This is a genomic window from Actinomyces sp. zg328 (genome assembly GCF_009829635.1).
In the GTDB taxonomy this organism is placed as follows: Bacteria; Actinomycetota; Actinomycetes; order Actinomycetales; family Actinomycetaceae; genus Actinomyces; species Actinomyces marmotae.
The window spans coordinates 41782-54222 of record NZ_VWPE01000008.1 but is presented as its reverse complement, the minus strand read 5'-3'; the positions used below and the strand labels follow the sequence as shown (position 1 = coordinate 54222).

4 protein-coding genes are annotated in these 12441 nt (G+C 70.0%); all 4 read left to right on the top strand.

From position 1 onward, the window contains the following. Positions 1-1234 precede the first annotated feature (1234 nt). Positions 1235-4756: a DNA-directed RNA polymerase subunit beta gene (rpoB, locus tag GVV75_RS05560; RefSeq protein ID WP_159813837.1), complete on the top strand. Its 3522-nt coding sequence runs from the start codon at positions 1235-1237 to the stop codon at positions 4754-4756. A 19-nt stretch (positions 4757-4775) separates the two neighbouring features. Further along, positions 4776-8732, top strand: coding sequence for a DNA-directed RNA polymerase subunit beta' (locus GVV75_RS05555; RefSeq protein WP_159524103.1), 3957 nt, complete (start codon positions 4776-4778; stop codon positions 8730-8732). Between the two features lie 377 nt (positions 8733-9109). After that, the gene (locus tag GVV75_RS05550) at positions 9110-10075 is read left to right on the top strand and encodes an AAA family ATPase (RefSeq protein ID WP_159524102.1); all 966 of its coding nucleotides are present in this window, start codon (positions 9110-9112) and stop codon (positions 10073-10075) included. 292 nt (positions 10076-10367) lie between these two features. After that, positions 10368-12440: an FHA domain-containing protein gene (locus tag GVV75_RS05545; protein ID WP_159813835.1), complete on the top strand. Its 2073-nt coding sequence runs from the start codon at positions 10368-10370 to the stop codon at positions 12438-12440. The last annotated feature ends 1 nt before the right edge of the window (position 12441 follow it).

The window sequence follows — 12441 nt, the reverse complement described above, 5'->3', positions numbered from 1 at the left end:
GAGGTCCGGTGTGGCTTCTCGCGGCCGCCGCCTGGCGTGCACGGGCTGCTGGGGGATGCCTTGTCTGACCCGATCTCGGCATGGTGGGGTCGTTGAGAGCGTCGTTGGGCCGTTGTGAGCATCGGTGGGCCGTTGTGGGCGGTGCTGGGGTGTTGAAAGCATCGCGGGGAGCGCTGCTGTCGATGGTCTGGTGGTGCTTGTAACGGTTGGGCGGTGCTTGGGATGGCCGGGTGATGCTCTGGATGGTGGGAGGTCCGGCGTGGCTTCTCGCGGCCGCCGCCTGGCGTGCACGGGCTGCTGGGGGATGCCTTGTCTGACCCGATCTCGGCATGGTGGGGTCGTTGAGAGCGTCGTTGGGCCGTTGTGAGCATCGGTGGGCCGTTGTGGGCGGTGCTGGGGTGTTGAAAGCATCGCGGGGAGCGCTGCTGTCGATGGTCTGGTGGTGCTTGTAAGGGTTGGGCGGTGCTTGGGATGGCCGGGTGATGCTCTGGATGGTGGGAGGTCCGGCGTGGCTTCTCGTGGCCGCCGCCGCCCGCGCCCTGTGTGCTGGGGGATGCCTTGTCTGACTCGATCTCGGCATGGTGGGTTCGTTGTGAGCGTCGTTGGGCCGTTGTGGGCGGCGCTGGGGTGTTGAAAGCATCGCGGGGAGCGCTGCTGTCGATGGTCTGGTGGTGCTCGCAAGGGTTGGGCGGTGCTTGGGATGGCCGGGTGATGCTCTGGATGGTGGGAGGTCCGGTGTGGCTTCTCGCAGCCGCCGCCTGGTGCGCCTGGGTCTGTGCCGCGCTGCCGCCTCGCGCGTCTGGGCCGCCGCCTGGTGTGCACGGGCTGTTGGGCAGGGTGCGGGTGACGTGGATCTGGTGGCTCCCCATCCCTGCCGCCGCCCGCGCCCTGCCCGCGGCCCCCAGCGCCCGCGGCCCCCAGCGCCCGCGCCACAGCGCCCGCCGCCCCCAGCACCGCCCCAACCCCCGCCAGCGCGCGGAGAACCCGCCCTCGCGGTGGGGCAGTATGCGCGACTGTGGCGGGAATCGCAAGACCGAGTCCTGTTCCGATGTGGAAGGTGCAAAACCCGCCGTGTACGCTAGCGCTTTGCGTCCAGTATGCGTGCTGTCCTCGATGGCCCCCTCGGACGGCGCGGTCAGAGCCTGCCATGATCATCGCCGTTCCAGAGGAAAGTCGGTGCCGGCCACGCCGTCGGATGCGAGAGTGATCCCCGGACTGAGGGAAGGATCCCCACTTGGCTGCCTCGCGCACCTCTGCACCCACTGCCGCTGACATCGCCGCGCGCACCGCGTCACGGCGCATCAACTTCGCGAAGATCCCCGAGCCCATGCAGGCTCCCAACCTCCTCGCCCTGCAGACCGAGTCCTTCGACTGGCTCGTCGGCAACGAGAAGTGGCGCGCCCGCGTCAACGCCGCCAACGCCGCCCGCCCCGGCTCTCTGCCCGAGACCTCGGGCCTGGAGGAGATCTTCGACGAGATCTCCCCGATCGAGGACTTCGGCGAGACCATGGCGCTGTCGTTCCACGACCACCGCTTTGAGGAGCCCAAGTACACCGCCGAGGAGTGCCAGGAGAAGGACCTCACCTACTCCGCCCCCCTGTACGTGGTGGCCGACTTCGAGAACTTCTCCACCGGCGAGATCAAGTCTCAGACCGTCTTCATGGGCGACTTCCCCCTCATGACGGACAAGGGCACCTTCATCGTCAACGGCTCCGAGCGCGTCGTCGTCTCCCAGCTCGTGCGCTCCCCGGGGGTCTACTTCGAGCGCACCACCGAGAAGACCACTGACAAGTACGTCTACAACGTCAAGTTCATCCCCTCGCGCGGCGCCTGGCTCGAGTTCGAGATCGACAAGTCGGACCGCGTCGCCGTGCGCATCGACCGCAAGCGCAAGCAGGACATCACCGTCTTCCTGCTCGCCCTGGGCATGGACGAGGCGGAGATCCGCAAGGAGTTCGCCGACTACCCCGCGCTGACCGTCGCCCTGGACGAGGACCGCAAGATCACGACCCAGGACGAGGCCCTACTGGACATCTACAAGAAGATCCGCCCGGGCGAGCCGCCGAGCGTCGAGGCCGGCCGCACCCTCATCGAGAACTTCTACTTCAACCCCAAGCGCTACGACCTGGCCAAGGTCGGCCGCTACAAGATCAACAAGAAACTGGGCCTGGACGCGGACCTGACCGACTCGGTGCTGCGCATCGAGGACCTCACCGCCGCGATCAAGTACCTGCTCGCCCTGCACGCCGGCGCCGAGACGATCGAGGGGCTGCGTGGTGGCGAGATCGTGGACATGCCGGTGGAGTACGACGACATCGACCACCTCGGCAACCGCCGCATCCGCGCCGTCGGGGAGCTCATCCAGGCGCAGGTGCGCACCGGCATGAGCCGCATGGAGCGCCAGGTGCGCGAGCGCATGACCACCCAGGACGTCGAGGCCATCACGCCGAACACCCTCATCAACATTCGGCCCGTGACGGCCGCGATCAAGGAGTTCTTCGGCACCTCCCAGCTGAGCCAGTTCATGGACCAGAACAACCCCCTGGCCGGCATGACGCACAAGCGCCGCCTGTCCGCCCTCGGCCCCGGGGGCCTGTCCCGCGAGCGCGCCTCCATGGAGGTCCGTGACGTCCACACCTCGCACTACGGGCGCATGTGCCCCATCGAGTCCCCCGAGGGTCCGAACATCGGCCTGATCGGCTCACTGGCGACCTTCGCCCGCATCAACCCCTTCGGCTTCATCGAGACCCCGTACCGCGTGGTCAAGGACGGCCTGGTCACCGATGAGACCCACTACCTGACCGCCGACGACGAGGACCGCCACGTCATCGCCCAGGCCAACGTGGAGCTCACCGCGGAGGGGCGCTTCGCCGAGGACCACGTCCTGTGCCGCGTCACCGGCGGCGAGCCCGCCCTGGTCCCCGCGGACCAGGTGGACCTCATGGACATCTCCGCCCGCCAGATGGTCTCCGTGGGCACCTCGCTCATCCCCTTCCTGGAGCACGACGACGCCAACCGCGCCCTCATGGGTGCCAACATGCAGCGCCAGGCCGTGCCGCTCATCCGCCCCGACGCCCCCCTCGTGGGCACGGGCATGGAGCGCCGCACCGCCGTCGACGCCGGGGATGTCCTGGTGGCCTCCAAGGCGGGCGTGGTCACCGAGGTTTGCGCGGACTTCGTGCGCGTGGCCAACGACGACGGCTCCGAGACGGTCTACAAGGTCGCCAAGTTCCTGCGCTCCAACCAGGGCAACTGCTACAACCAGCGCGTCGTGGCCTCCGAGGGCGAGCGCGTGGAGGAGGGCACCGTCCTGGCTGACGGCCCCGCCACCGCCGAGGGCGACCTCGCCCTGGGGCAGAACCTCCTGGTGGCCTTCATGACCTGGGAGGGCCTCAACTTCGAGGACGCCATCATCCTGTCCCAGCGGGTCGTCTCCGAGGACATCCTGACCTCCATCCACATCGAGGAGCACGAGGTTGACGCCCGCGACACCAAGTTGGGCGCCGAGGAGATCACTCGGGACATCCCCAACGTCTCCGAGGAGACCCTGGCCAACCTCGATGAGCGCGGCATCATCCGCATCGGCGCCGAGGTCCGCAGCGGTGACATTCTCGTCGGCAAGGTCACCCCCAAGGGGGAGACCGAGCTGACCAGCGAGGAGCGCCTCCTGCGCGCCATCTTCGGTGAGAAGGCCCGCGAGGTGCGCGACACCTCCCTGCGCGTCCCCCACGGCGAGTACGGCATCGTCACCGGCGTCCGCGAGTTCGACGCCGCCAGCGAGGACGCCGAGTTGCCCGCCGGCGTCAACCGCATGGTGCGCGTCTACATCGCCCAGCGCCGCAAGATCACGGTGGGCGACAAACTCTCGGGCCGCCACGGCAACAAGGGCGTCATCTCCAAGATCCTCCCCGTGGAGGACATGCCCTTCCTCGCTGACGGCACCCCCGTGGACGTCATCCTCAACCCCCTGGGCGTGCCTAGCCGCATGAACATTGGCCAGGTCCTCGAACTCCACCTGGGCTGGGTGGCCTCCCGCGGATGGGACGCCACGGCGGCCCGCGAGGCGGGGGAGGAGTGGGCCCTGCGGCTGCCGGACAACGGCGTGACCGCCGAGCCGCGCACCCCCGTGGCCACTCCGGTCTTCGATGGCGTGCGCGATGACGAGCTCATGGGCCTGTTGGACTCCACCATCCCGGGCGCCGACGGCAAGCAGCTCGTCGCTCCCAATGGCAAGGCCCGGCTCTTCGACGGCCGCTCCGGCGAGCCCTTCCCGTACCCGGTCTCGGTCGGCTACATGTACATCCTCAAGCTCCACCACCTCGTGGATGACAAGATCCACGCCCGCTCCACGGGCCCGTACTCGATGATCACGCAGCAGCCGCTGGGCGGTAAGGCCCAGTTCGGTGGTCAGCGCTTCGGCGAGATGGAGGTGTGGGCCATGGAGGCGTACGGCGCCGCCCACGCCCTCCAGGAGTTGCTCACCGTCAAGTCCGACGACGTCGTGGGCCGGGTCAAGGTCTACGAGGCGATCGTCAAGGGCGAGGACATCCCCGAGCCCGGCATCCCCGAGTCCTTCAAGGTGCTCATGAAGGAGATGCAGTCCCTGTGCCTGAACGTCGAGGCACTGGACGCCGAGGGCAATGTCATCGGCCTGGACGACACCGACGACGACGGCCGCCGCGCCTCCGAGGAGCTCGGCTTCGACCTGGGCCGCCGCCCGGGCGGGGCCATGGCCTCCACCATCGACGAGATCTGACCCATCGGAAGTAGGAACTGTGCTCGACGCCAACGTCTTCGATCGCATCCAGCTCGGACTGGCCACCGCGGAGGACATCAAGTCCTGGTCGCACGGTGAGGTCAAGAAGCCCGAGACCATCAACTACCGCACGCTCAAGCCGGAGAAGGACGGCCTGTTCGGTGAGCAGATCTTCGGCCCCACCCGGGACTGGGAGTGCGCCTGCGGCAAGTACAAGCGCGTGCGCTACAAGGGCATCGTCTGCGAGCGCTGCGGCGTGGAGGTCACCCGCTCCAAGGTGCGCCGCGAGCGGATGGCCCACATCAAGTTGGCCGCCCCCGTCACCCACATCTGGTACTTCAAGGGCGTGCCCTCGCGCCTGGGGTACCTGCTCAACCTCGCCCCCAAGGACCTGGAGAAGGTCATCTACTTCGCGGCCTACATGGTCACCGAGGTCGATGAGGAGGGCCGCCACGACGACCTTCCCTCCCTGCGCTCCGAGTTCGAGGTGAAGAAGAAGCACGTCGAGCAGGCCGGCGAGGCCGACATCGAGGCCCGCCAGCGCCGCCTGGAGGAGGACCTGGCCGCCGCCGAGGCGGAGGGCGCCGAGGCCTCCCAGCGCGACAAGCTCCGCAAGACCGCTGAGCGCGAGATGGGCGCCATGCGCCGCAAGAACCAGCGGACGCTGGAGCACATGGACAAGGTCTGGGACCGCTTCGTGGGCCTCAAGGTCGGGGACCTGGAGGGTGACGAGGTCCTCTACCGCGACATGCAGGCGGACTACGGCATCTACTTCAAGGGGGCCATGGGCGCCCAGGCCATCCAGGACCGCCTGCGCGGCTTCGACTTGGAGGCCGAGGCCGAGGCCCTGTCCGAGGTGGTCGCCTCCGGCGCCGGGCAGCGCAAGACCCGCGCCATCAAGCGCCTGAAGGTCATCAACGCCTTCCGCATGACCGGCACCAAGCCGGAGTCGATGGTCCTGGACAACATCCCGGTCATCCCGCCGGACCTGCGCCCCATGGTGCAGCTCGACGGAGGCCGCTTCGCTACTTCCGACCTCAACGACCTCTACCGCCGCGTCATCAACCGCAACAACCGCCTCAAGCGGCTCATGGATCTGGGCGCCCCGACGATCATCGTCAACAACGAGAAGCGCATGCTCCAGGACGCCGTCGACGCCCTCTTCGACAACGGCCGCCGCGGCCGCCCCGTCTCCGGCGTGGGCAACCGTCCGCTGAAGTCCCTGTCCGACATGCTCAAGGGCAAGCAGGGCCGCTTCCGCCAGAACCTCCTGGGCAAGCGCGTGGACTACTCGGGCCGTTCCGTCATCGTGGTGGGCCCCCAGCTCAAGCTCCACCAGTGCGGCCTGCCCAGCCAGATGGCCCTGGAGTTGTTCAAGCCCTTCGTGATGAAGCGGCTCGTCGAGCTCAAGGAGGCCCAGAACGTCAAGGCCGCCAAGCGGATGGTGGAGCGCGCCAACCCGAAGGTCTGGGACGTCCTGGCCGAGGTGATCCGCGAGCACCCCGTGCTGCTCAACCGTGCCCCCACCCTCCACCGCCTGGGCATCCAGGCCTTCGAGCCCCAGCTCATCGAGGGCAAGGCCATCCAGCTGCACCCGCTCGTGTGCGGCGCCTTCAACGCGGACTTCGACGGCGACCAGATGGCGGTCCACCTGCCGCTGGGCGCTGAGGCCTCCGCGGAGGCCCGCATCCTCATGCTCTCGTCCAACAACATCCTCAAGCCCTCCGACGGCCGCCCGGTCACCATGCCCAGCCAGGACATGATCATCGGCACCTACTACCTCACCCAGGAGCCCGACCCGGCCGTCGAGGTCGCCAAGGACGCCAACGGTGAGGAGATCGTCCCGGCCTTCTCCTCCTTCGCGGAGGCGGTCATGGCGCATGACTTCGGCAGGCTCGATGTCAACGCCACCTGCGACATCCGCTTCTCCGAGGGGATCGTCGCCCCCGAGGGATGGCAGGCCCCCGAGGGCTGGAGCGAGGGCGACCCGATCACCCTGCGCACCTCGCTGGGCCGGGCCCTGTTCAACACGGCGCTGCCCGAGGCCTTCCCCTACGTGAACTACACGGTGGACAAGAAGGCCCTGGGCAACATCGTCAACACCCTGGCCGAGTCCTTCCCGCGCGTGGACGTGGCCGCCTCCCTCGACATGCTCAAGTCGAACGGCTTCTACTGGTCCACCTGGTCCGGCATCACGGTCGCCTTCGCCGACGTCGTCTCCCCGGAGGCCAAGGCGGGGATCCTGGCTCGCCATGAGGCCGAGGCCGCCCAGATCGAGGAGCAGTTCGAGCTCGGCGCACTGACCGAGGAGGACCGCTACTCCTCGCTCATCGACATCTGGACCAAGGCCACGGCCGAGGTCGCCGAGGCCATGCGCGAGAACTTCCCGCACCGCAACACCGTCTACCAGATGGTGGTCTCCGGGGCGCGAGGCAACTGGGACCAGATCCGCCAGCTCGCCGGCATGCGCGGCCTGGTGGCGGACCCGAAGCAGCGCCTCATCGAGCGCCCCATCAAGTCGAACTACCGCGAGGGCCTGAGCGTCCTGGAGTACTTCATCGCCACGCACGGCGCCCGCAAGGGCCTGGCGGACACCGCCCTGCGGACCGCCGACTCCGGCTACCTCACCCGCCGCCTGGTGGACGTGTCCCAGGACGTCATCGTGCGCGAGGACGACTGCGGAACCCGCAAGGGCCTCACCAAGCGCCTCTTCACCTGGAAGGACGCCGAGGGCGAGCGCTTCAAGGACGTCTCGGAGATCCTTGACACCACGGTCATCGGCACCACCGCCGCCCGTGACGTCGTCGACGCCGAGGGCAACGTCATCATCCCCGCCGGCGCCGACATCGGCACCGCCGAGGCCAATGCCGCGATCGAGGCCGGCATCGAGGAGGTCACGGTCCGCTCCGTGCTGACCTGCGACTCCGCCGTCGGCACCTGCGCGGCCTGCTACGGCCGCTCCCTGGCCACCGGCAAGCGCGTGGACATCGGCGAGGCCGTGGGCATCATCGCCGCCCAGTCCATCGGCGAGCCCGGCACGCAGCTGACGATGCGCACCTTCCACACCGGTGGCGCCGCCGGCGCCGCGGACATCACGCAGGGCCTTCCCCGCGTGCAGGAGCTCTTCGAGGCCCGCACGCCCAAGGGTGAGGCCGTCGTGGCCGAGGCCGCGGGCACGCTTGCCATCGAGCAGGACGCCGACGGCAAGCGCCTGGTCATCAAGCGCGACGACGGCGAGGAGGACCTGGTGGTCCCCGTCTCCTCGCGCCGCCGCCTCCTGGTGGCCGACGGCCAGCGCCTTGAGCCCGGCCAGGCGCTCACCGAGGGCCCGGTGGACCCCAAGAAGATCCTGCGCCTGCGCAGCGTCGGCGCCACCCAGCGCCACCTCGTGGACGAGGTCCAGGAGGTCTACCGCTCCCAGGGCGTGGACATCCACTCCAAGCACATCGAGGTCATCGTGCGCCAGATGCTGCGTCGCGTGACCGTGCTCGACCCGGGCGACACCACGCTGCTGCAGGGCGACCTGGTGGACGTCATGACCTACCGCTCGGAGAACCGCCGCGTCGTGGCCGAGGGTGGCAAGACCGCCTCCGGGCGCACCGAGCTCATGGGCATCACCAAGGCCTCGCTGGCCACGGACTCCTGGCTGAGCGCCGCCTCCTTCCAGGAGACCACGCGTGTGCTCACCGAGGCCGCCATGAACGGCAAGTCGGATCCGCTGGTGGGCCTGAAGGAGAACGTCATCCTGGGTAAGCTCATCCCCGCCGGCACGGGCCTGGCCCGCTACTCGGACATCGAGGTGGAGCCCACCGAGGAGACGAAGGCGGAGGTCTTCTCCCGCACCGGCTTCTCCGAGGACATGTTCGGCGTGGGGGAGAGCGTCGCGCTGGACGACTTCTCCTTCGGCGGCGACTTCCGCGCGGATTTCTCCGACGACTTCCGCACGGGTTTCAACAGTCAGGACGTGGAGTTCTGACCGCCCCGCGGGCGCGCCCGGGTTGCTTGCCCCGGGCCGCGCCCTGGAGCGTGGACGACGGCCGTGGGCCGGCCCCAAGAAAAGGGGGCCGGCCCACGGCCATGCTCATGCGACTCCGGCCATCAGTTGTTCTGGTGTGTCACCTGGGCATTCATCATTGAGTCCAATTCGTGGCCTCGCGGGGCGGCTCCTGCCGCGGCCGGCGCCCACGAGTGTGGGAGAATCCATCGCGAACGGAGGCATCCTGACGAGTCGGCCCGCATCTCCCTGAACAAACGGGCCCGGCGCGTGGGATGCCTCGGGAGTGGGCCTGAGCTCCAGTGGAGCCCTCCCGTCCCTAGCCTCCTCTCGCACGTGACCCGAACAGGAACCCAGCCATGCCCATCACCCAGGAGAACGCGACTTGGTTCGCCGAGACCTTCGGCAAGATGGTCGACAACGTCGGCCAGGCCCTCCTGGGCAAGGAGGATGTCATCCGCCTCGCCCTGACCACGATGCTCGCCGAGGGGCACCTCCTCCTGGAGGACGCCCCGGGAACCGGCAAGACGGCCTTGGCCCGCGCCATCGCGGCCACCGTGCAGGGCACGCACTCGCGCATCCAGTTCACCCCCGACCTCCTGCCCAGTGACATCACTGGCGTCACCGTCTACGACCAGAAGACCGGCTCCTGGGACTTCCACCCCGGCCCCGTCTTTTCCTCGATCGTCTTGGCCGATGAGATCAACCGCGCCTCGCCCAAGACGCAGTCCGCCCTCCTGGAGGTCATGGAGGAGTCGCATGTGACGGTCGACGGCGTCCGCCACGACGCGGGCCGCCCCTTCATGGTCGTCGCCACGCAGAACCCCGTGGAGCAGGCGGGCACCTACCGGCTCCCGGAGGCCCAGCTCGACCGCTTCCTCATGAAGACCTCCGTGGGGTACCCGGACCGCTCCGCCCTGACCAAGGTGCTCTCCGACTCGGCCCGGCCCGACCGCTCGCAGAAGATTCCCGCGGTTATCTCCTCCTCCGCCGTCGCCTCCATGTCCGATCTGGCCTCGGAGAACCACGTGGAGCCCGCCGTGCTGGACTACATCGGCGCGCTCGTTGAGGCCACGCGGGAAGACCCCTCCACTCGGCTCGGCGTGTCCACTCGTGGCGCGATCGCCATGACGCGCGCGATCCGCGTGTGGGCCGCCTCGCAGGGACGGGCCTACGTCCTGCCCGACGACGTCAAGGCCCTCGCGGAGGTCGTGTGGGCGCACCGCCTCGTCATGGATCCCGACGCCGAGTTCGCCGGGGCCACGGCCACGCAGGTCATCACGGCCGCCGTCGAGAAGATCCCGGCGCCCACCGCCCGCATGTGACGACGTGGCGCCGTGACGCCCTGAGGGGCCGATTCCGACCCGCGGATGGCTCGCGGGCCATCCGCGGGGCGAGCCATCCCACGTCCGCGGACGAGTCCATCCTCGTGCAGGGGGGAAGCGCGAGCGGTCAGTTCTCGCTACGCTCTGATCACGGATCGGTGAAGATTCCCGTCATCCATCCAGGACGACGGCGGCGCGCCGCATCCGATTCCGGGCCTGTCAGGGCGCGGAAGGCTCTGCAATCCTCGCCCCAGCCACTGGCCGGGCGGCGCCGATCAGGATGGACGTGACTATGACCCTCACCAGCACCAGCGGTCCCGGGCTGCTCCCGCCGCATCTCACAAGCGCGCCGCCAGCGCGGCTGTCAGCGCGATTCCTCGCCCTGCTGCTCGACAACATCCTCGTGGGGCTGCTCGGCCTCGTCGTGGGCGTGGCCGTCGGCGTCGGCGCCATGGCGGCCGACGCGACTGGGGGAGCGATCGGGGGCGTGGTCGGAGCGATCCTCTTCCTGTGGGCGTTCATCAAGTACTGGATTATCGCGCTGATGAGGGCGGGGACCACGCCCGGCATGCGCATCGCCGGCGTGACCTGGGTCCGCTGGTCCTACCCCGACTACCCCGGGCGGCAGGGCCTGCTCAAGAAGATCGTTCAGGTGCTCATCGGCGCGCTCACGGCCAACGTTGGGACGATCATCGTCTACCTCCTCACCCGCGACGAGCACAACCGCTTCTGGTTCGACCGGGTCACCGACATCTACGCCGCTGATGCCAAGAGCGCCTCCCTGCCCTGGGGGCAGGAGCCCATCGCGGTGGCCCCCGCCTACGACGACGCCGGATCGCTCCTGGCCCCAATGGGTGGCGCCGCGATGGGTGGCGCCGCCATGGGTGGCGCTCCGATGGGTGGCGCCGCCATGGGTGGCGCTCCGATGGGTGGCGCCGCTGGCGCGGAGTCCTCGGCCGGCCACTGGCAGTTCGGCCCCGACTCCGCCCCGCGCACTGAGGCCCCCGGCCTCGGGGCGCAGGCGCCCTGGCAGCAGTCCGGGCAGCCGGGACAGGGGCCCTACTCACCACAAGGGGTCGTGCCCGCCGACGGGCAGCAGGACGCCCAGGCCATGGGGACGGCCGATTGGCAGGGCGCTTCCGCGCCCGACCCCGCTGAGATGCTCGCCCCCCTCCAGGCGCAGACCACCTACATCGATCAAAACTCGGCCCGCGCCGCCTTCGAGGGCGCCCAGGGCCATCTCGACGACTCATCCGACCGTCCCCAGAGCGCTCAAGCCGCCCCGGCCCCCCAGGCGCCCCAGGCCCCGTCGGCCCCCCAGGCCCCGTCGGCCCCCCAGGCCCCGTCGGCCCCCCAGGCCCCGTCGGCCCCCCAGGCCCCGTCGGCCCCGGTGGCCCCCTCCGGCGCCGGGACGTCGGGGCAGTGGCCCTCTCCCGAGTCGCAGGCGCCGGCCCCCGGCGCCCCGGCCCCCTCCGACGTCGGCTGGCTCTCCGCTCTCCAATCCGCTCAGCCGCAGGCCCCCCAGACCGGCCCTGAGGGCATTCCCACCTCGGGCGGCTGGCAGCCCGGCGGGTGGGACCAGGCCCCCGCCGTCCCCGAGGCCGCCCAGCCCCTCCAGCAAGGATTCGCCCCGGCCGACCAGCTCGCGCAGGCCTATCAGACCGGCCAGCGGTTCCCGCAGGCCCCCCAGCAGCCTCACCAGGCCCCCGGCCAGGCCTACCAGGCCCCCGGCGCGGCGGAGCCCGCGCAGCCCTTCCAGCAGCCCGGCCCCCAGCAGCCGGCCCCCTTCCAGTCGGCGTTCCCGCAGGCCCAGCCGGGCGTGCCTGCCCAGCCGGGCGTGCCCGCTCAGCCGGGCGTCCCCGCCCAGGGGGCCGAGCCCGCCCGGGGGGCCGAGCCCGTGGGAGCGGCGTCGTCCCAGTCCCCTCAGGACGGCGCCCCGGCGCCCCAGGCCCCGAGTGCCTACGAGGCCCAGGTCGCCGGCGCCGCGGCCACCGTCGTGTTCGACCGGTCCTCCGCCCAGCAGGCGGGGATCGGCGCCCCCGCGCCGCGCCTCGCGCTCGACACCGGCCAGGTGGTCCAGCTCGGCGGGACCTCCCTCATCGGACGCGCCCCCGTGGCCGCGGGGCCCTGGGCGCAGGCCCAGCCGGTGCCCGTGGATGACCCCGCCTTCTCCATCTCCAAGACGCACGCCGTCATCACCTACGATGGCGTCCGCCTCGTCATCCAGGACCTCCAGTCCACCAACGGGACGGTCGTCGTGGAGCCCAACGGCGCCGCCACCCAGGTGCTGCCCGGCATGATGGTCTCCGTGCCCATCGGCGCCACGATCCGGCTGGGCGAGCGCACGGCGCGAGTGGAAGCCTGAG

What these genes read in the sequence shown, in the direction of transcription:
- GVV75_RS05550 (WP_159524102.1), top strand. Translation starts at nt 9,110, where the DNA reads ATGCCCATCACCCAGGAGAACGCGACTTGGTTCGCCGAGACCTTCGGC.
- GVV75_RS05545 (WP_159813835.1), top strand. Translation starts at nt 10,368, where the DNA reads ATGACCCTCACCAGCACCAGCGGTCCCGGGCTGCTCCCGCCGCATCTC.